Annotated in this window: 14 protein-coding genes; 6 read left to right on the top strand and 8 right to left on the bottom strand. The window is 72.1% G+C overall.

Annotated features, from left to right (window positions below):
- Positions 1-7: 7 nt before the first annotated feature.
- Positions 8-1,093, bottom strand: a complete 1,086-nt coding sequence (gene ychF, locus V6V89_RS03220) for a redox-regulated ATPase YchF (protein WP_334617391.1) — start codon at positions 1,091-1,093, stop codon at positions 8-10.
- A gap of 125 nt (positions 1,094-1,218) precedes the next feature.
- Here ychF and V6V89_RS03215 point away from each other — a divergent pair, with 125 nt between their 5' ends.
- The 5 genes from V6V89_RS03215 (at position 1,219) to valS (ending at position 9,295) form a co-directional block, all read left to right on the top strand.
- Entirely contained in the window at positions 1,219-2,625 is a 1,407-nt protein-coding gene (locus V6V89_RS03215; RefSeq protein WP_334617390.1) for an AlkA N-terminal domain-containing protein, read from the top strand.
- 15 nt (positions 2,626-2,640) lie between these two features.
- The gene (locus V6V89_RS03210) at positions 2,641-3,141 is read left to right on the top strand and encodes a methylated-DNA--[protein]-cysteine S-methyltransferase (protein WP_334617389.1); all 501 of its coding nucleotides are present in this window, start codon (positions 2,641-2,643) and stop codon (positions 3,139-3,141) included.
- A gap of 110 nt (positions 3,142-3,251) precedes the next feature.
- On the top strand, positions 3,252-4,940 hold the full coding sequence (locus V6V89_RS03205; protein WP_334617388.1) for an ABC transporter ATP-binding protein: 1,689 nt from the start codon (positions 3,252-3,254) through the stop codon (positions 4,938-4,940).
- Positions 4,924-6,756 (top strand): ABC transporter ATP-binding protein, encoded by a 1,833-nt coding sequence (locus V6V89_RS03200; protein WP_334617387.1) that lies wholly within the window; start codon positions 4,924-4,926, stop codon positions 6,754-6,756. Before V6V89_RS03205 ends, V6V89_RS03200 begins: the two co-directional genes overlap by 17 nt.
- A gap of 40 nt (positions 6,757-6,796) precedes the next feature.
- Positions 6,797-9,295 (top strand): valine--tRNA ligase, encoded by a 2,499-nt coding sequence (gene valS / locus V6V89_RS03195; RefSeq protein WP_334617386.1) that lies wholly within the window; start codon positions 6,797-6,799, stop codon positions 9,293-9,295.
- Positions 9,296-9,354: 59 nt separating this feature from the next.
- Here the strand turns inward: valS and V6V89_RS03190 are convergent, their stop codons facing one another.
- Positions 9,355-10,002, bottom strand: coding sequence for a hypothetical protein (locus V6V89_RS03190; protein WP_334617385.1), 648 nt, complete (start codon positions 10,000-10,002; stop codon positions 9,355-9,357).
- Between the two features lie 69 nt (positions 10,003-10,071).
- Complete coding sequence (locus tag V6V89_RS03185) at positions 10,072-10,812, bottom strand: hypothetical protein (protein WP_334617384.1); 741 nt, start codon at positions 10,810-10,812, stop codon at positions 10,072-10,074.
- Between the two features lie 54 nt (positions 10,813-10,866).
- Here V6V89_RS03185 and rmuC point away from each other — a divergent pair, with 54 nt between their 5' ends.
- Positions 10,867-12,003, top strand: coding sequence for a DNA recombination protein RmuC (rmuC, locus tag V6V89_RS03180; RefSeq protein WP_334617383.1), 1,137 nt, complete (start codon positions 10,867-10,869; stop codon positions 12,001-12,003).
- Here the strand turns inward: rmuC and purE are convergent.
- The 5 genes from purE to V6V89_RS03155 form a co-directional block, all read right to left on the bottom strand.
- Positions 11,992-12,480, bottom strand: a complete 489-nt coding sequence (purE, locus tag V6V89_RS03175) for a 5-(carboxyamino)imidazole ribonucleotide mutase (protein ID WP_334617382.1) — start codon at positions 12,478-12,480, stop codon at positions 11,992-11,994. The two genes, rmuC and purE, sit on opposite strands and share 12 nt — an antisense overlap.
- A 19-nt stretch (positions 12,481-12,499) precedes the next feature.
- Positions 12,500-13,627, bottom strand: a complete 1,128-nt coding sequence (locus V6V89_RS03170; protein ID WP_334617381.1) for a 5-(carboxyamino)imidazole ribonucleotide synthase — start codon at positions 13,625-13,627, stop codon at positions 12,500-12,502.
- 74 nt (positions 13,628-13,701) lie between these two features.
- The gene (locus V6V89_RS03165) at positions 13,702-15,705 is read right to left on the bottom strand and encodes a hypothetical protein (protein WP_334617380.1); all 2,004 of its coding nucleotides are present in this window, start codon (positions 15,703-15,705) and stop codon (positions 13,702-13,704) included.
- 30 nt (positions 15,706-15,735) lie between these two features.
- Positions 15,736-17,727 carry a thioredoxin domain-containing protein gene (locus V6V89_RS03160; protein ID WP_334617379.1) on the bottom strand — a complete coding sequence of 664 codons (1,992 nt, stop codon included), beginning with the start codon at positions 17,725-17,727 and terminating at the stop codon, positions 15,736-15,738.
- A 677-nt stretch (positions 17,728-18,404) separates the two neighbouring features.
- Positions 18,405-20,954, bottom strand: a complete 2,550-nt coding sequence (locus V6V89_RS03155; protein WP_334617378.1) for an EAL domain-containing protein — start codon at positions 20,952-20,954, stop codon at positions 18,405-18,407.
- Positions 20,955-21,050 lie beyond the last annotated feature (96 nt).

The following is a 21,050-nucleotide window of genomic DNA, read 5'->3' as shown; positions in this document are numbered from 1 at the left end:
CAGCCCGTCAGACGTTGAAGCGGAACTCCACTACATCGCCGTCCTTCATGACGTAGTCCTTGCCCTCCATGCGCACCTTGCCGGCCGCCTTCGCCGCGGCCATCGAGCCCGCCGCGATCAGGTCGTCGTACGAAACGGTCTCGGCCTTGATGAAGCCGCGCTGGAAGTCCGAGTGGATGACCCCGGCAGCCTCGGGTGCCGTCGCGCCGACCGGGATCGTCCAGGCCCGCGCCTCCTTCGGGCCAGCCGTCAGGTACGTCTGGAGCCCCAGGGTGCGGAAGCCGACGCGGATGAGCTGGTGCAGGCCCGGCTCCGGCTGGCCGATCGACTCCAGCAGCTCGCGGGCCTCCTCCTCGGGCAGGTCGATCAGCTCCGACTCGATTTTGGCGTCCATGAAGACCGCCTCGGCCGGGGCGACCAGGGCCCGCATCTCGTCGAGGAATTCGGCGTTGGCCAGCTCTTCCTCGTCGACGTTGAAGACGTAGAGGAACGGCTTCCCGGTCAGCAGGTGCAGCTCGCGCAGCTCCTCGACGTCAATGCCGGCGGCGGCCGCGCCCGCGTACAGCGTCGTGCCCCCATTGAGCAGGTTGGCGGCAGCGGATGCCGCGGCGACGATCCCGGCCCGGTCCTTGCGGGCGCGCGCCTCCTTTTCGAGGCGGGGCAGCGCCTTGTCCAGCGTCTGGAGGTCGGCCAGGATCAGCTCGGTGTTGATCGTCTCGATGTCGTCGGCCGGCGAGACCTTGCCGTCGACGTGCACCACGTTGGGGTCGGAGAACGCGCGCACGACCTGGCAGATCGCCGACGCGTCGCGGATGTTGGCCAGGAAGGCGTTGCCCCGGCCCTGCCCCTTGGAAGCGCCGCGCACCAGGCCCGCGATGTCGACGAACGACACCGGGGCCGGGATCACCTTCTGCGATTCGAAGATCTCGGCGAGCTTTTCCAGCCGCGCATCGGGCAGCCCGACGACGCCGACGTTCGGCTCGATCGTGGCGAACGGGTAGTTCGCCGCCAGCACGTCGTTTTTTGTCAGGGCGTTGAAGAGCGTGCTCTTGCCGACGTTCGGCAGGCCGACGATCCCGATGGTGAGACTCACGGACCGCGAGTCTACGCGCCTGAGTCCGATGCCCTCGCTCCGCTCGGGTGGCTCGCGCGCTCGCCATCACGGCCACGTCCGAAATCCGCCAGCCATACCCCTCGTCCTGGGGCAGGATCGATGGCGTGGAACTCGATTTCGAGCGGTGCTACCGGGCCGTCGACAGCCGCGACCAGCGGTTCGACGGGTGGTTCTACACCGCGGTGACCTCGACGGGGATTTATTGCAAACCGTCCTGCCCGGCGGTGACGCCGAAGCGGCCGAACGTCCAGTTCTACCCGTCGGCCGCGGCGGCGCAGCGCGCGGGCTTCCGGGCGTGTCGCAGGTGCCGCCCGGACGCGGCACCGGGCTCGCCGGAGTGGGACGCGCGGGCCGACCTGGTCGGGCGCGCGATGCGGCTGATCGGCGACGGCGTGGTCGACCGGGACGGCGTGCCGGGGCTGGCGAGCCGGCTCGGGTACACCGAGCGGCACCTGCACCGGATGCTGACGGCCGAGTTGGGCGCCGGCCCGCTGGCGCTGGCCCGGGCGCAACGGGCGCAGACGGCCCGCATCCTGATAGAGACGACCGACCTGGGGCTGGCCGAGATCGCGTTCGCGGCCGGGTTCGGCAGCGTGCGGCAGTTCAACGAGACGATCCGGGAGGTGTACGGCGCCGCACCTTCACAGCTGCGCAAGCCCGGTGCCCGCCGGGCCGTCGAGGCGGGCACCGTCGCGCTCCGGCTGGCGTACCGGCCGCCGCTGCACGCCGCGTCGCTGCTGGAGTTCCTCGCGTTGCGGGCGATCCCGGGCGTCGAGGAGGTCGACGCGACCACGTACCAGCGGGCGCTGCGGCTGCCGCACGGCACCGCCACGGTCACGCTCACGCCGCAGCCGGAGTACGTCGCCGCGCGGCTGCGCCTGACGGACGTGCGCGACCTGGCGCCCGCGGTGGCGCGCTGCCGCCGGCTCCTCGACCTGGACGCCGACCCCGTCGCCGTGGACGCGACGCTCGCGGCGGACGAGGCGCTGGCGCCGGCTATCGCGAAGGAGCCGGGCGTTCGCGTGCCGCGGTCAGTGGACGGCTGGGAGATGGCGGTCCGGGCCGTCGTCGGCCAGCAGATTTCGGTACCGGCCGCGCGCCGCATCCTGACCAGCCTGGTGCCCACCAGACCTGATGAGCTCACGCCGTTCCCGTCGCCCGAGCAGGTGCTGGAGTTGCCGGACGAGGCGTTCCGGATGCCGGCGGCCAGGCGAGCGACGATCCGCGCGCTCGCCGAGGCGGTGGCGGGCGGCCTGCACCTGGACCCGGGGGCCGACCGGGAGTCGGCGGTCGCCGGGCTTACCGCCCTACCCGGCATCGGAGCGTGGACCGCCGGCTACGTGGCCATGCGCGGCATCGGCGACCCGGACACATTCCTCCCGACCGACCTGGGGATCCGCCGGGGCGCGGAGGCGCTCGGCATCCCCGACGACCCGAAGGCGCTCGACGCGTACGCGACCCGCTGGCGGCCGTGGCGCTCGTACGCCCTGATCAGACTGTGGAGGTCATGAAATATGGAGAAGAAAATGCACATGACGACCGCAGATACACCTGCCGGCCCATTCACGATCCTGGCGAGCGACGACAACGCGGTCCGCGCGGCGGGCTTCACCACCGACGTGCCGGAGCTGCTCCGGCTGGTACATCCGAGCCTTCGCGCACAGCCACGCGCCCGCCCGCACCTGGGACCGGTGACCGTTGCTCTCAGGTCCTATCTAGACGGTGACGTGGCGGCGATCGACGAGGTGCGAGTGGAGCAGCACACCGGTGGGGCGTTCCTCGGGCATTCCTGGGCCACGCTACGGACCGTCAAGCCGGGGCAGCCGGTGACGTACACCGAGCTCGCCGAGCTGGCGGGCCGGCCGGGTGCGATCCGGGCAGCCGCGAGCGCCTGCGCCCGCAACGCCATCGCGCTGTTCGTGCCGTGCCACCGGGTCGTCGGCACCGACGGCACCCTGCGCGGGTACCGGTGGGGCCTCGACGTGAAGAAGTGGCTTCTGGCACACGAGACCACAACTAACTCGTAAACGTCAGACGTAACAGATAACGTCACTCTGTGCACTACCACGGTGACAGACGACACCCGGTGCACAATCTGTGGCGAATCCGTCGTTATGTCCGCCCTTATCTGGGCCAGATGGTGTGGCTGGTGCTCGCCGCGTTCGCCGCGACGGGCGCCAGCATCGCCGTCCCGCTGGTCGTCGCGCAGGTCGTCGACGGCCCGATCGCCCACCGCGACCCGGTCGGCCTGTGGCAGCTCGGCGCGCTCGCGGCGGTCTTCGGCCTCATCGAGGCCGGCCTCATCTTCATCCGGCGATGGACCCAGGCGGCGTCCGCGCTCGGCATGGAGACCGCGATCCGCAACGAGCTCTACGCCCACCTCCAGCGGCTGCAGATCTCGTTCCACGACCAGTGGCAGACCGGACAGCTCCTCTCGCGCATCACCGCCGACCTGTCGGTGATCCGGCGGTTCCTGTCGTTCGGGCTGGTGTTCCTGATCGTCAACACCGCCACGTACGTCACTGTCGTGGCGCTGCTGATCCACCTGCGCTGGCCGCTCGGGCTGCTGGTGGCCGCCAGCGGCGTGCCGCTCTTCCTGCTCAGCAGGCACTTCTCCCGGCACTACATCGCGGCTTCCCGACGGATGCAGGACGAGCTCGGCGACGTCGCCACGCTCGTCGAGGAGTCGGCGCAGGGCCTACGCACGATCAAGTCGTTCGGTCGTCGACCGCACATGGCCAACCGGTTCGGTCGCGAGGCGCGCCGCCTGCACGACACCGCGATCGGTAAGGGCCGGCTGCTGGCGCTCAGCTCGGCGCGGTTCGACCTGGTGCCCAACCTGACGCTTGCGATCGTGCTGGTCGCGGGCTCGGTCTCGGTCGCACGCGGCGCGATGACGCTCGGCGAGCTGGTCGCGTTCGTGTCGCTCCAGCTCATGCTGATCTGGCCGATCGAGTCGCTGGGCTGGATCATCGCGAACGCGCAGGAGGCGATGACCGCCGCCGACCGCATCCACGACGTGCTCGACACCGCACCGTCCATCGTGGATCGGCCGGGTGCGGTCGCGGTCCAGGAGGCCGAGGGGCACCTGAGGTTCGAGGGCGTGTCGTTCACGTACCCGGGCACCAGCGCGCCCGTGCTGCGCCGCATCGACCTCGACGTGCGGCCGGGCGAGACGCTCGCCATCGTCGGCGCCACCGGCTCGGGCAAGACCAGCCTGGTATCGCTCGCGCCCCGCCTGTACGACGTCAGTGGCGGTCGCATCACGCTCGACGGCCGCGACATCCGCGACATCAAGCTCACCTCGCTGCGCCGGCTGGTCGGCATGGCCTTCGAGGAGCCGACGCTCTTCTCCATGTCGGTGCGGGAAAACCTCACGCTCGGGCGCCACGAGGCCGCCGACGACGAGATCGCCGAGGCGCTCGCGGTGGCGCAGGCGGGCTTCGTGTACGACCTGCCGTGGGGGCTCGACACCCGGATCGGCGAGCAGGGCCTGTCGCTGTCCGGCGGCCAGCGCCAGCGGCTCGCGCTCGCCCGGGCGGTGGTCAGCCGGCCCCGGGTACTCGTGCTCGACGACCCGCTCTCGGCGCTCGACGTGCACACCGAGGCGCTGGTCGAAGACGCGCTCGCCCGGGTGCTCCACGGCACCACCGCGCTCCTGGTGGTGCACCGGCCGTCCACCGTGGCGCTCGCCGACCGGGTCGCACTGCTGGCCGGTGGCGAGATCGTCGCGATCGGCACCCACTCCGAGCTGCTCAGCGACGTTCCCGCGTACCGCGCGGCGCTCTCCGCCTCCGCCGAGGTCGACGATGTCGTCAGCCGATAGCTGGCGGGGCATCGCGCCCGACCAGGTAGCCGAGCAGACGGTTGCGGAGACCGGTTCGGTGGTCCGCCTGCGCGCCCGCAGCCGGACGCTGCTCGCCTCACTGATCCGGCCACACCGCAGGCTGCTCACGGTCGCCGTCGGGCTGCTGCTGTTGCAGAACGCCGCCGGCATGGCCGGCCCGTACCTGGTCATGCTCGGCATCGACAGCGCCATCCCGCCGCTGCGCGACGACGGCAACGCCGCCCCGCTCATCGCGATCGCGTCCGCGTTCCTCGCCGCGACCATCGCCGAGTACATCGGCAAGCGGGGTTTCCTGGTGCTCTCCGCGCGTATCGGCCAGGCCGTCCTGCTCGACCTGCGCCAGCGGGTGTACGACCACTTCCAGCACCTATCGATCAGCTTCCACGAGCGATACACGTCGGGCCGCGTCGTGGCGCGGCTCACGAGCGACATGGACTCGATTGCCGAACTGGCCGACGGCGGCATCGACGACCTCGTGCTCGCCGGGCTGTCGGTGCTGTCGGTGGCCGGCATCCTGCTGTGGCTCGACGCGCCACTCGCGGCGGTCACGCTGCTGGCGTTCCCGTTCCTGCTGTGGCTCTCGCGATGGTTCGCCCGCGCCTCGGCCCGCGCCTACCGCCGCACCCGCGAGGCGGTCGCCCTGGTGATCGTCCACTTCGTCGAGTCGCTCGGCGGCATCCGGGCCGTCCAGGCGTTCCGCCGCGAGCCGCGCAACCAGCAGATCTTCGAGAAGGTCAACGACGACTACCGCCGGGCCAACCTGCGCGCGTTCCGCCTCATCGCCACGTACTCGCCGGGCATCAAGGTGATCGGCAACATCACGATCGCGGTCATCCTCACGTACGGCGGCTGGCTGGTCATGCACGGCCGCACCGAGATCGGCGTGCTGGCAGCCTTCCTGCTGTACCTGCGGCGGTTCTTCGAGCCGATGCAGGAGCTGAGCCAGTTCTACAACTCGCTCCAGTCGGCCACCGCCGCCCTGGAGAAGCTCTCGGGAGTACTCGACGAGAAGCCGGCGGTGCCGGAGCCCGCGCGGCCCGTGGCGCTGCCGCCCGGCGGAGGCGGCGCCCTGGAGTTCCGGGCGGTGACCTTTCACTACCGGCCCGACCAGCCGATCCTGCCCACCCTCGACCTGCACATCCCCGCGGGCCAGACGGTGGCGCTCGTCGGCGCGACCGGCGCCGGCAAGTCCACGATCGCCAAGCTGGTGGCCCGGTTCTACGACCCGGTGACGGGATCGGTCGCGCTCGACGGCGTCGACCTGCGCGACGTGGCCGACGCCGACCTGCGCCGCGCGGTCGTGATGGTCACCCAGGAAAACCACCTCTTCTCCGGGAGCATCGCCGACAACATCCGGTTCGGGCGACCGACCGCCACCGACGACGAGGTTGCCGCCGCGGCGCGGGCGATCGGCGCGCACGGCTTCATCGCGGCGCTACCCGACGGGTACGACACCGACGTGCACCGCCGCGGCGGGCGGCTCTCGGCGGGGCAGCGGCAGCTCGTGGCTTTCGCGCGGGCGTTCCTCGCCGACCCGACCGTGCTGATCCTCGACGAGGCCACATCGTCACTCGACGTGCCCAGCGAGCGGTTGGTGCAGCGCGCGCTGCGCACGATCCTGAGCGAGCGCACGGCGATCGTCATCGCGCACCGGCTGTCTACTGTGGAGATCGCCGACCGGGTGCTGGTGCTCGACGCCGGTCGGATCGTCGAGGACGGCCCACCCGAGGAGCTGATCGCGACCGGCGGCCGCTACGCCCTCCTACACACTCAGTGGCGCGACAGCCTCGTATAACGACGTGCCGCCGGGGGTGATCTCTCCGTAGCATCGACGCATGATTGGGCTACCCGAGCGCCCCACCCTCGACGGAGTCGAGGAGAAGTGGGCACAGCGTTGGCAAGAGGAGGGCACGTACACATTTCCGCGCGACAAGTCCCGCGGCGATGTGTTTTCGATCGACACTCCGCCGCCGACGGTATCGGGCGAGCTGCACGTCGGGCACGTTTTCTCATATACGCACACCGATACCGTCGCGCGCTTCCAGCGGATGCGCGGCAAGGCGGTCTTCTACCCGATGGGCTGGGACGACAACGGCCTGCCCACCGAGCGGCGGGTGCAGAACGTGTACGGGGTCCGCTGCGACCCGTCGCTGCCGTACGACCCGTCGTGGGAGCCCACGCGCGGGTCTGGGGCGCAGCCCATCTCGCGGCGCAACTTCGTCGAGCTGTGCGAGCGGCTGACCGCCGAAGACGAGCGCGCCTTTGAAGCGCTCTGGCGGCGGCTGGGCCTGTCGGTGGACTGGTCCATGACGTACACGACCATCGGCGCGCGTGCGCGGGCCGCGTCGCAGCGGGCGTTCCTGCGCAACCTGGCGCGCGGCGAGGCGTACACGGCTGAGGCGCCGACGCTGTGGGATGTCGGGTTTCGCACCGCCGTGGCGCAGGCGGAGCTGGAAGACCGGGAGCGCCCGGGCGCCTACCACCGGCTGCGGTTCCACGGCCCGTCCGGCGACGTGCACATCGAGACCACCCGGCCCGAGCTGCTGCCCGCGTGCGTGGCGCTGGTGTGTCACCCGTCCGACGAGCGGTACGCCGATCTCGTCGGACGCACGGCCCGCACGCCTGTCTTCGGCGTCGAGGTGCCGGTGCACGCCCACCCGCTCGCTGACCCGGACAAGGGCACCGGCATCGCGATGGTGTGTACGTTCGGCGACCTCGCCGACGTGACGTGGTGGCGGGAGCTGCGGCTCGACACCCGCGTGGTGATCGGGCGCGACGGGCGGCTGGTGGCCGAGGCGCCCGCTGGCGTGCCGCCCGCCGCGTACGCGCCGCTGGCCGGCCTGACGGCCAATCAGGCCAGGCGAGCGATCGTCGAAGTTCTCGGCGACGACCTGGTCGGCGAGCCCCGCCCGGTGACCCATCCGGTGAAGTTCTACGAGCGCGGCGACCAGCCGCTGGAGATCGTAGCCTCGCGGCAGTGGTACATCGGGAACGGCGGCCGCGACCTCGACCTGCGGGAGGCGCTACTGGCCCGCGGGCGGGAGCTGCGGTGGGTGCCGGAGCACATGCGCCACCGGTACGAGCATTGGGTGGGCGGCCTCACCGGCGACTGGCTGATCAGCCGGCAGCGTTTCTTCGGGGTGCCGATCCCGGTCTGGTACCGGCTCGACGACGCTGGCGAGCCGGACCACTCCCACCCTCTCACACCCGATGAGTCACGGCTACCAATCGACCCATCTTCGGACATACCGGATGGATTTACCGAGCCCGACCGTGGACGTCCGGGCGGGTTCATCGGCGACCCCGACGTCATGGACACCTGGGCCACCTCGTCACTCACCCCGCAGATCGTGAGCGGGTGGGAGGCCGATCCGGACCTGTTCGAGCGGGTCTTCCCGATGGACCTGCGGCCACAGGGGCAGGAAATCATCCGCACCTGGCTCTTCTCGTCCGTGGTGCGGGCGCACCTGGAGCACGCCACACTGCCGTGGCGCGACGCCGTGCTGTCGGGCTGGATCCTCGACCCCGACCGCAAGAAGATGTCGAAGTCCAAGGGCAACGTCGTCACCCCGATGGGCCTGCTGGAACAGCACGGCTCGGACGCGGTCCGGTACTGGGCGGCCAGCGGGCGCCCGGGCACCGACCTGGCCTACGACCCGGGCCAGATCAAGGTCGGCCGGCGGCTCGCGACCAAGCTGCTCAACGCGTCCCGCTTCGCGCTGGGCCTGGGCGCCGCCGACGCGCTGCGGGCACCCGTCACCGAACCACTCGACCAGTCGATGCTCGCGGTCCTGTCCAGCGTCGTCACAAGCGCCACCGCCGCATTCGACGGGTACGACCACACGGGCGCCCTGCAGGCGACGGAGTCGTTCTTCTGGACGTTCTGCGACGACTACATCGAGCTGGTGAAGGAGCGCGCGTACGGCACCGGCGCCGCCGCCGACTCCGCCCGTGCGGCGCTCGCCACCGCGCTCTCGGTGCAGTTGCGGCTGTTCGCACCGGTCCTGCCGTACGTGACCGAGGAGGTGTGGTCGTGGTGGCGGTACGGGTCGGTGCACCGCTCGCCGTGGCCGTCGGTGTACGAGGTGCCCAGCGGCGGTGACCCGGAGCTGCTTCGGGTGGCCGGCGAGGCGCTGACCCAGGTGCGGCGGGCCAAGTCCGAGCGCCGGCTCTCGATGCGCGCGGACGTGCCGCTCGCCGAGGCGCTGGGGCCGGCCGAGCTGCTCGACAAGCTGGCGCTGGTCGCGGGCGACTTCCGCTCGGCGGGCCGGATCGGCAAGCTCGACATGCTCCCCGACCGCACGCCGACCCTGGTCGTCGCCTGCGCGTTCTAGCCCGTGGTCAAGGCGTCGCTCAAGTTGCGGGAGCGACTTGGACGACGCCTTGATCGCGGTTAGTAGGGCCAGTCGCCCCTTGCCATGCGCAGGCCCAAGAGGAAGACGAATGCCGCCGGGCCGATGGCGAGAGTCACGGCCTGTAGGCGGTACTCGATCCGGTGCCGCAGAAGTTCCAGGCCGTTCAGGGCCACCAGCACCGCCCCGAGCATCATGAACCAGCCCCACCAGTCGCCTTCAAGGTCGATCGCGTCGGCGTTCATCAGCAGGAACGTGGCACCGAGCACGGCGCCGGCAACTGCCAGCGAGGCGATCATGCGGTGGAAGGCGCGTACCAGCGGGTGCTCCGGGCGCCACGCGTACGTGCCGGCGACCGCCAGCGCCGGCAGGCTGATCATCAACGGCCAGCCGTCGCTCATCTTGCCGACCATCAGCAGCGCCCCGACGGTGAAGACGAGCGCACCGACGCAGGCGGTCACGTACCCGAGCAGGCCCTTGCCGGTGCCTCGCCCCTGCGCGAGCAGCACCGCGCCGGACGCCGCGATCAGCGCCCCCGGCACCACGATGAAGTTGGCCCACCAGTGGAAGTGCCCGGCGGCCTGGGCGGTGCTGGTCAACCCCGCGACGCCGACCGCCGCACCCACCGCGCCGGCGAGCCATGCCCGCCCCGGTCGCCTTATCGTCATCGCCTCGGTCTCAACGCTCACGCTGACGAATATGCCGCCGCGGCGGGCGCGCGGCCATCCGGTTAGCCCTACTCTTCCTACGCCGGCAGGCTAGAAGTCGCCGCCACCGAAGTCGCCGCCGCCGTAATCGGCGCCGCCCATGTCGCCGCCGTAATCGCCGCCGTCGCCCTGGGCCGCGCCATCCTGGAAGCCCTCCGAGTACCCGGCGTCGAACCCATACCCCGGGTCGGCGAACGCGGGCGAGAACAGCGCGTCGAAGATCAAGAGACCACCGACCACACCCACGGCACCGGCCAGCGCCGGCTTCCACAGAGGCTGCGAATACCAGCCCGCGGGCACGGGCCGGCCCTGCACCCGGCCGCCCGGGTAGTAGTACGGCGTGTCGGAGCCCGGCTGCGGGCCCGCCTTGTAGTGCTGGCCCTGCACGGCGACCTCGCGCTCCTTGGTGAGGTGGCCGACGCCCTGCGCCGCGGCGAGCGGCGGCAGGTCGGGTCCAGGGTCGATGCCCAGGGCGATCCGGGCGGCGCGGGCATAGGCGAGCCCCTCCAGCGCCGTCTCCCGTGCCAGCGCGTACTGCCGCACGGTGCGCGCCTGCTCGAGCTGACTGCCGGCGGCCGTGTACCGCTCACCCGCGTCGACGAGCGCCTGCCGCACCGCCGGCTCGCTGCCCTGGAGGTTCATCACCTGCCCACCGAGCCGCTCGTACCACCGCTGGGCCTCGGCGCGAGCGTCTGCCAGGTCGCGCTCCCGGCGCGCCGCGCTCATCCGGCTCCACCACAGGCCCCCGCCGATGACCAGGACAATCAGGAGAACCAGCAGGATCAGTTCCATGACTCCGACGGTACCCGCGGCTGTCTGTCGTAATTGTTTGGCAAGCTACCTGACGTGGACCTTTCGACGCTGGCCGTGGTGATTGTCTGCCTTCTCGCCGGTGGGGCGGTGGGTTGGCTCGCCGCCCGCGCCCGGTCCGGTGCCGAGTTGGCCCGGCTCGACGCGACGCTCCGCGCCACCCGCGAGGGTGAGGGGCGGCTGGAGCAGTCGATGCGCGCCCTGTCGTACGAGTCCACCGCGCAGTCGCAGGAGGCGGTCGCGCGGGCGATCGCACCGCTGCACGAGACGCTGCGGCGATACGAGCAGCGGGTCGCCGAGCTGGAACGGGAACGCGTCGACGCGTACGCGGAACTGCGCGAGCAGGTGCGCTCGATGTCGGTGGTCTCCGGTGAGCTGCGCACCGAGACCAAGCAGCTCGTGGCGGCTCTGCGCGCGCCGCAGGTACGGGGGCGGTGGGGCGAGCACCAGCTCCGGCGGATCGTCGAGGCGGCGGGGATGCTGGAGCACTGCGACTTCGGCGAGCAGGTGACCGCCTCGACCGACCACCAGGTGGTGCGCCCGGACCTGGTGGTGCGGCTGCACGGCGGGCGGTCCGTCGTGGTGGACGCCAAGGCGCCGTTCGAGGCGTACCTGGCCGCGATGGAGGCGCGCGACGAGCGCGGGCGCGACACGCACCTCGACGCCCACGCCCGGCACCTGCGCGGGCACGTCGACGCGCTGGCCGCGAAGTCCTACTGGACCGCGTTCGACCAGTCCCCAGAGTTCGTGGTCCTCTTCGTGCCGGCCGACCCGTTCCTCGACGCGGCACTACAGCGCGATCCGGCGCTGCTGGAGCACGCGTTCGCCCGCAACGTGGTGCTGGCGACCCCGGCAACGCTGATAGCGCTGCTGCGCACGGTCGCGTACGCGTGGCGGCAGGAGGCGCTGGCCCGCAACGCGCTGGCGGTGCACACGCTGGCACGCGAGCTGTATGGGCGACTGTCCACACTGGGCGATCACGTGTCGAAGCTCGGCAGCTCGCTGGGCGGGGCGGTAACGGCGTACAACAAGGCGGTCGGCTCGCTGGAGGCACGGGTGCTGGTCAGCGCCCGCAAGCTCGCCGAGCTGGGCGTGTCCGGCGACGAGCTGGTCACACCACCGCAGCTCGAGGTGGCGCCCCGCCAGCCGCAGGCGCCCGAGCTAGTCGACTGACGCGCGCAGCGCCGCGTTCTTCTCCTCCACCAGACGCACCAGGCTCAGCTGAAATTCGTCGATCTTGGCGCGCAGCCCCTCGTCGGACGCCGCGAGGATGCGCACGGCGAGCAGGCCGGCGTTGCGAGCACCGCCGATCGACACCGTGGCGACCGGCACGCCGGCCGGCATCTGCACGATCGACAGCAGCGAGTCCATGCCGTCGAGGTACTTGAGCGGCACCGGCACGCCGATCACCGGCAGCGAGGTGACCGAGGCGACCATCCCCGGCAGGTGAGCCGCTCCCCCGGCGCCCGCGATGATCACCTTGAGGCCCCGCGCGGCGGCTTCCTGGCCGTACTCGATCATCGCGACCGGGGTCCGGTGGGCCGAGACCACCTTGGCCTCATAGGGCACCCCGAACTCGTCGAGCGCCTCGGCGGCCGCCTTCATCGTCGACCAGTCCGAGTCGCTTCCCATGATCACACCGACAGTCATGCGCAGCCCACTAGCATGGTCACTGACCCTCCTGAAGCCAACGGGCGGCCCGCCGGGCGCGGGCGCGTACCTCGTCCAGATCGTCGCCGAGCGCCGTCACGTGCCCGATCTTCCGGCCGGGGCGCACCTGCTTGCCGTACATGTGCACCTTGACGCCCGGGTCGGCGGCGAAGAGATGGTGCAGCCGCTCGTCGATGCCGATGCCGCCCGGCTCGCCGCCGAGCACGTTGGCCATCACGACAGCCGGTGCGGTGAGCGTGGTGTCGCCCATCGGGTAGTCGAGGACCGCGCGCAGATGCTGCTCGAACTGCGACGTGCGGGCGCCCTCGATCGTCCAGTGGCCCGAGTTGTGCGGGCGCATCGCGAGCTCGTTGACGACCAGACCACCGTCGACCTCGAAGAGCTCCACGGCGAGCATGCCCACCACACCGAGCGCCGTCGCGATGTCGATCGCAAGCTGCTGGGCGGCCACGGCCAGCTCCTCGGGCAGCCCAGGCGCCGGCGCCAGCACCTCGACGCAGATACCGTCCTGCTGCACCGTCTCGACCACCGGATACGCGGCGACCTGGCCGAACGGCGAGCGAGCCACCTGTACCGCCAGCTCGCGGCGCAGCGGCACGCGCTCTTCGAGGATCAGCTCGACCCCATCAGGCGGAGGCGCGCCGGCGTCGAGCATCCACACGCCTCGGCCGTCGTACCCGCCGCGTACCGCCTTCGCGACGACCGGCCAGCCGACCTCGTCGCCAAAGGAGGCAAGGTCGGTGGCGTCGGGACGCCAGCGCGGCACCGGGGCACCGAGCGCGCTCAGCCGCTCCCGCATCGCCCGCTTGTCCTGCGCGTACAGCAGCGCGTCGGCGCCCGGGTACAGCGTGACGCCCTCGGCGGCGAGCGCCCGGATATGGGCGGTGGGGACGTGCTCGTGGTCGAACGTGACGACGTCGCAGCCCTTCGCGAACGTGCGCAGCGCCGCCAGGTCGGTGTGGTCGCCGAACTGCACGTCGGCGGCCACCAGGGCGGCACCGTCGTCTGGCGCGGCGGCGAGGAGGCGCAGGGACTGGCCAAGGGCGATCGCGGCCTGGTGCGTCATCCGGGCAAGCTGCCCGGCGCCCACCATGCCGACAACAGGCAGACCGGTACGGGTATCCATTTCGGCCGCCAGCCTAGTCTGCGTCTGCCCTGGCTCCGCTCGGGAGGCTCGCGCACTGAAAGCCACCCGCGCGCTCACTTTTTGCCCCTCGTACGAGGACGGCCTCCCTTTCGCGCTGGTGGGGCGCTGAACGCCAGGACGATCGGCCCGCCCACGGGGAACGGATCGTCCGCGCACAGCGCCTCGGCGGTCTCGCGGTCGAGGTCGCCCGCGACGGCCAGCACGCCGGCCGAACCCGCGATCGCGCAACCCGCCAGGGTGGCGTACGCCTCCTCGGGCAGCGTCGTGCGCAGAGCCGCCAGGATGTCGGCGGCCACCCGATCGGGGTACTCGGGAGGCAGTATCACCGCCACGGCGTCGACGGCGGGTCCGCGTACGCCATGCGAAGCGGCTGGACCGAACGCGGCCCGCAGCGGGCCGACCTGCTCAACCGCCACCTGCGCCGTCCATGGGCTGTCGAGCCCGGCCGACGGCCGGGCGAAGCGGTGCAGCGCCCGCGCCAGAGGGCCGGGCCGGATGTCCCAGACCGGGCGCGCACGACCCTGCACGACCGCGACCGGCCGGGCCGCGACCAGCACGCACCACTTTTCCCGGTACGCCTTGCGGCCCGCCTCGGCCAGCCGCTCGCCGACGTACCAGGCGATCTTCTCGGGCAGCTTGTCGCCGCTGGCGAAAGCCTCCGTGGTCACCGCCGAACGGGTCCAGGTCGCGCCACCGGCACGCTTCTCGGCCTTGGGCGCGGGACGGGGCGGCTCGGTGGGCGCGACCGAACGAAGCCAGCGCTCCACCATGTACCGGCGAAAGAGCGCGCCGGTGTCGACCTGGCCGTCAGCGAAGAGCGCGGCGAGCGCGGTCCGGGCGGCGCGCTGCGAGGCCGGCAGGCGCGGATGGAGCACCGCGGCGGCCAGTTCGGCGCGCATGCGCAGGAGCAGGTCACGCATCGGCGGTTGGAGGCTGTGCGCGGCGTTGCCGGTGGCGAACCGTGCCGCCGCGGTCGGGAGCGTGCCCTCGACGATCGCCGCGAGTTCGGCGCGCAGGACCGGGCCGGTCGAGGCGAGCGCGCGCAGCGGGAAGCGCACGGTGACGCCGTAGCGGCTCTCCAAGCGGTCCGCGATACGGGCCAGGTGCGCGCCGCCGCCGGCTGTGTCGATCAGCGTGTCGACCTCGCCAGCGGTCGCGCGGGCGGTCGCCCAGATGAGGTAACTGTCGAGGTCGGGGACCGGTTCGCCCAGGTCGGCGAGGAGCGCGTCGAGGTCCAGCTCGTCGGCGAAGAACGGCTGGGCGCGGTGCCGCGCGCCGCTGATCGCGACCGGTCCGAGGACCGCCGCGGCGTAGTCGGCCGCCGCCGTCGTGAGCCCGGGGAACGTCGCTGAGTAGATCGTCAGCTGCCGGGGTATGCCCGCGCCGGCGAGCGCCGCGCCCACGGTGGCCGCGCCAGCAAGGCCGTGCCCGAAGCGCACGCCGATCCGGCCACGGCCGAGCGCCGCGTCCAGCACGGGCCGCGCGAAGCGTCCGCCGCCGTCGCGCGCCGTCGCTGTCTTTCGGGTACGCACACCGCCGGTGATCTCGACGATCTCCCCGGGGAGCACCCGCCGGATGCCCGCGTAGAACGTGGCGGCGGTGTCGTCGCAGGCGCCCGTGGCGATGAACCGCGACACCACGCCCTCGTCCGGCTCGGCGGCCACCCCGGCGGCCAGCAGCCCCGCCGGCTCCGACGCGGCGAACACCCCGGTCGCGGTCTCCGCGTAGTAGAGCGGCGGACCCTCCCCGTTGCGCGCCAGCACCAGCCCGCCGCGGGCCGGGTCGGCGAGGATCAGCGCGTACGGCTCGGCGCCGCCCAGCAGCGCGGCCGGGCCTCGCGCGGTGTACCCGGCGGCGAGGGCGCTGACCTCGGCGATCCCGTCGACCACGACGGCGATGCCGTCCTGCTCGTGCACCGCCGGCATGGCGGCGCGCACCAGCAGCCGGGCGCCACCGGCGTGCCAGGTCGCCGCGTCGGGCCCGCGGCGGGCGAGCGCGGCGGAGAGTGCTTTCAGAGGACTTTCGGGCGTACCAAAGGTGCCAGCAATTCCGGCCATTGGCCGATATTAGGCGTATATGTCCATTATTTACTGAAGCTGTGCGACGAGTTCCCCGCTAGTGGTGACCGGGCGGTCGCAAACGAACCCCCGGCAGACGTACGCCGTCGGGCGGCCGGCGAGCAGCGGGCGGCCGGCGAGCAGCGGCACACCGGGCTGGTCGGGCGCCCCGACCACCACGACCGCGCCGGGCGGTGCGTGCTTGTACGCGGCACGGGCCAGCTCGTCAGCCACCGGCTCGCCGGTCACCACCGCGATCTCGTACGGGCCGGACAGCAGCGCCTCGCCGACCGCCGCCGCGTACCCAGTGAACCGCGCGTGCCGGGCCGCGATCGGCGCAACGGTTGCCAGGGCGGACTCGGCCGCCTCCCGATAGCGCGGCTCCCCCCGCAGCGCCGAGTACGCCGTCAACGCCGCCGCCATCGCCGACAGCCCCGAAGGAGTCGCGTTGTCGGTCGGATCGGCCGGACGGGTCACCAGCTGCTCGGCATCGTCGGCCGTGTCGTAGAAACCGCCGTTGTCCGCCGCGAACCGCGCCAACGCCGTGTCGAGCAGCTCCCCCGCCAGGTCCAGCCAACGCCCGTCACCGGTCAACTGGTGCACCGCGCAGAAGCCCTCGGCAACCGCGCCATAGTCCTCCAGCACGCCCGCCGGCTCACCCACGACGCCGTCGCGCGACACCCGCCGCAACCGCCCGTCGACGATGTGCCGCTCGGCCAGCACCTCGGCGATCTTCGTCGCGGCGGCGGCCGTCACCTCGTCGCCGGTGACCATGGCGTGCTCCGCGAGCGCGGTCACGGCCAGCCCATTCCACGCGGCGACCACCTTGTCATCGCGGCTCGGCTGGGGACGCTCGTCGCGTGCCGCACGCAGCCGCGCCCGCACCCGCTCCCAGCGCTCCACGATCGCCGGGTCGGCGTCATCGATGTCGCGCGCCAAGCGCAGGACGCTCGTGCCGTGCTCGAAGCTGCCCTTGGCGGTCACCGCGAACAGGTCGGCCGCCCACGCGCCGTCCTCGTCTCCGAGCTGTTCTCGTAGTTGGGCCGGCGTCCAGGCGTACGTGGCGCCCTCGACACCGTCCGTGTCCGCGTCCAGCGCCGACGCCAAGCCGCCCTCCGGCGTGCCCAGCCCGTCCAGCAGGAACGCGGCCGTCTCGGCGGCCACCCGCGCGGCCAGCACGTCGCCGGTCAGCCGCCACAGGTGCGTGTACACCCGCAGCAGCAGCGCGTTGTCGTACAGCATCTTCTCGAAGTGCGGCACCGTCCAGGTGGCGTCGACCGAGTACCGCGCGAACCCGCCCGCGAGCTGGTCGTAGATGCCGCCCCGAGCCATCGCCTCGGCGGTGTGCCGCACGGTCTCCAAGCTATTTGGGGACTTGGTGCGCTGATGGTGCCTCAGGAGGAACAGCAGGTTCATGTGCGGCGGAAACTTCGGCGCCCCGCCGAAACCGCCGTACGACTCGTCCTGCTCCTTCGCCAGCTGGTCGGCGGCGCCGTCCAGGATCTCCGCCGTCAACGGCGTCGTCGGCCCGCCCACCGCCTGCGCCCCGCCGACCGCCTCCACCACGGCGGCGCCCTGCCTCAGGACGCCTTCCCGCTGGTCACGCCACGCCGTGGTGACGCTCTCCAGGAGGCGGACGAAGTTGGCCTTCGGAAAGTAGGTGCCGCAGAAGAACGGCTCGCCGTCCGGGGTGGCGAATACCGTCATCGGCCAGCCGCCCTGGCCGGTCATCGCCTGCGTGGCCGTCATGTAGACCGCGTCGACGTCGGGGCGCTCCTCACGATCCACCTTGATCGACACGAAGTTCTCGTTCATGAGCCGGCCGACGGCTTCGTCTTCAAACGACTCGTGCGCCATGACATGGCACCAGTGGCAGGCCGCATACCCCACTGAGATCAGCACCGGCACGTCCCGCCGTTTGGCCTCCGCGAAGGCCTCGGCACTCCACTGCCACCAGTCCACCGGATTGTCGGCGTGCTGCAGCAGGTAGGGGCTCGTCGCGTCAGCCAGTCTGTTGCCCATACCGCGAAGCTATCCCGCCCACCCCCCTCGAGCACCACACCCTCCACCCCGCGATTCCCCCGCCGGCACCCACCGCCTCCCCACCACGCCCGTCCGCGCTGGTGCCCGCCCCGCGCCCGCCCGGCGCTGTACCGCGCCCGCCCCGCGCCCGCCCCGCGCTCGTGCCGCGCTCGTGCCGCGCCCGCCCCCGGGCCGCGCGCCAGCGCGGCCCCGCCCCGTCGATCAAGGGCAAATGCACGTGGTTGGATCTCTTTTCCACGTGCGTTTGCCCTTGATCCATGCGGATCTCCTTGATCGACGACGCGGGGCCGGGCGGGCGAACGCACGGCACGGCGCCCAACGGACGCCACGGAGGCACGCGGCACGGAGCCCGACGGACGCCACGGAGGCACGCGACACGGACGCATGCGCAACAACGGGAAAGCGCGGCCTCAACGCGCGCTCGATGCCGCACTTTCGGGATGTCGCCCGACCCTCCGGCGACCCGACCAGGCCGATGGTCCTGCCGCCGGGCGCGCGCGCAGCGTGCGCCGGCCCCCGCAGCGCGTACGCCGGGCGAACCGGGGCCATCCGCCACGTCGATCAGGGAGATCCGCATGGATCAAGGGCAAACGCACGTGGAAAAGAGATCCAATCACGTGCATTTGCCCTTGATCGGCGGGATCGGGGTGGCGGTGCTAGGACGCGCCGTCTGCGCGGAGCGGGAAGACCTGGGCCTGCGCGGAGTCGAGCAGCGAGCGCAGCACCGCCACGATCTTGTCGGCCGGCATCGGCTTGAAGAAGTGGTATCCCTGGGCGGCGCTGCACCCGAGTGCGGCCAAGGCGGCGCGCTGGTCGGCGGTCTCGACGCCCTCGGCGACCACGCGGAGGCCGAGCTCGCGCCCGAGTCCGACGGTGGTGCGGACGATCGCGGCGGCTTCTGGCGAGTCGGCCATCTTGCGCACGAACGACCGGTCGACCTTGAGCTCGTCCACCGGGATCCGGGTCAGGAATGTCAGCGACGAGAACCCGGTGCCGAAGTCGTCGACCGAGATCTGCACGCCCAGGTCGCGCAGGGCGCCGAGCACCTCGTCGATGATCTCCAGCTCGCTGAGCACCACCGTCTCGGTGATCTCCAGTACCAGCCGGTGTGCCGGCACGCGGTGCCGGCGCAGCAGTTCGGCGATGTCGGCGGGCAGGCGGGGGTCGAGGAGGCTGCGGGCGGACAGGTTGACCGAGATCGGCACGTCCATGCCGTGCTCGGCCCACTCGGCGGCCACGGCGAGCGCCTTGTCGACGACGTACCGGGTGAACGGCCCCAGCAGATCGCTGCCTTCGATCACCCGGACGAAGTCGACCGGGCTGAGCGCGCCCCGGCGCGGGTGCCGCCAGCGGATCAGCGCCTCGACGCCGGTGGGCGCGCCGGTGCTCAGGTTGACGGCGGGCTGGAGCGCGAGGACGAGCTGGTCGTCGAACTCGAGCGCCTCGCGCAGCTCTGCCAGCAGCGCCAGCCTGTCGGTGCTCGCCTCGTCCTTGGCGCTGTCGTACCAGGCGACGCTGTCGCCGCCGGTCTTGGCCTGGTACATGGCGTTTTCGGCGCGGCGTACCAGCTCAGCCATGTCGGCGGTGCCCGCAGCGGCCACGACCACGCCGACCGACACCTCGACCGACATCGTCACGCCGGCGACCTCGGTGGGCGCGGCCAGCTCCTCGACGATCCTGCGGGCCCGGCGCAGCGCCTGCGGCATCGACGACTCGCTGTCGTCCAGCCCAGTCACTAGCAGGGCGAACTCGTCACCGTCGAGACGGGCGAGCAGCTCGCCGGAGTGGGTCAGGGCGCCCAGCCGCGCGGCGGTGGCGCGTAGCAGGTCGTCACCGGCGGCGTGCCCCAGCGTGTCGTTGACCTCTTTGAAGTGGTCGAGGTCGAGCAGGAGCAGGGCGACCGGCGTGTCGCGGTCGAGCCGCCGCAGCGCCGCGTCGCCCTTCAAGAGCAGGGCCGCGCGGTTGGCCAGCTTGGTGAGCTGGTCATGCACGGCCTCGTACCGTGCCCGGTCGGTCAGGACCTGGAGCTGGCGGTGCGTCGCGGCGTCGTGCAGCGCGGACGCCAGCGCGTCGCTGAACGCGGACAGCGCCATCTGGTCACGTGCGTCCGGCTCGATCGGTCGGGTGAAGCGGACCCGCAGGTCGCCGACCGGCACGCCGCCGACGGCGAGTGGCCGCACCTCGACCTCGTCACCCTCTTCGACGTCGCCGGAGCCGGCGCCCTGCCGGTCGGCGCTCGCTTCGCTCGCGCGGGCGGCGGTGCGGGCCGGCAGGTCGGTCTCTTCGAGGGCTGAGACGCCGTCGCCCCGGTATCGGCGGCGGCCACCGTCGGGCCGCAGCACCTCGACGACGACCCGCTCGGCACCGAAGAGGGTCAACGCGCCGGCCACGCCCGCGGTCGCGACGGCCCGCTCGTCGAGCTGGTTGAGCTCCCTGGTGGCGCCGGCGAACGCCTGCCAGAGGCGGCGCTCCTCTTCGGCGCGGAGCCGGTGGCCGTACATCTGCTGGAGCAGCCACAGCGCGGGTGGCAGGAGCAGGAGCCACCGCGGGTCGCGGTCGAGCATCGCGATCACGACGAGACCGACGAGCACGTTGCCGACGAACATCAGCAGCTTGCCGCGCAGCGCGCGGAGCAGCAGCGGCCCGATCGGGCGGCCGTGCCGCAGTGACAGCGTCAGCGCGGCCAGCCAGCCGGTGACCAGCAGGTATGTCAGCGCACCGAGTGCCAGGGCACCGGCGAGCGCGGGGCTGAGCGGCTGCCTGAACGGATCGCCGAACGCTGTGGTGATCGTGGTGGCCAGCGCGACCGCGACGGTCAGCGAGGCGGTCACGTGGACGATCTCGATGGGCGTGCGGCGGTCGGAGAAGAACGAGAGCAGCAGCCAGGCGAGCCCAGCGCCCACGAAGGTGGCGGCCGGAAGCCAGCCGGCGGGCGCGAGGTATAGGCCGATGATGAGCGCGGCCTCGCCCCACGTGACGCTGACCAGGCCCGAAGCCACCCGGAGGCGCAGCCGGCCTAGTTGGGCGAGCGCCATCACGCCGGCTGCGATGCCGAGGCGGCTAAGCGGCGAAAGCGGACCGGCCGGCGGGGCGTCCGCCGGGGTGACCAGGCCGACCACGGCGGCGGAGAGTGCCGCGACGAGCACGATCAGGGTGAGCACGAAGGTACGGCCCGCTCCGGCCGTTCCCTCGCGGGCGGCCGTCACGAGTCGCTCCGAACCGCCGGTCCCCAACCGGCGTTCCTCCGCGCGCGTTTCCGGACAGAAGGAGGGAATCCGCGACGAATCATCTTCGGCGTCCCC

Source organism: Micromonospora sp. CPCC 206061 (assembly GCF_036906915.1).
Taxonomy (GTDB): domain Bacteria; phylum Actinomycetota; class Actinomycetes; order Mycobacteriales; family Micromonosporaceae; genus Phytohabitans.
Note: the sequence above shows the minus strand (reverse complement) of the source record. Positions and strands in the feature narration are given on the sequence as shown.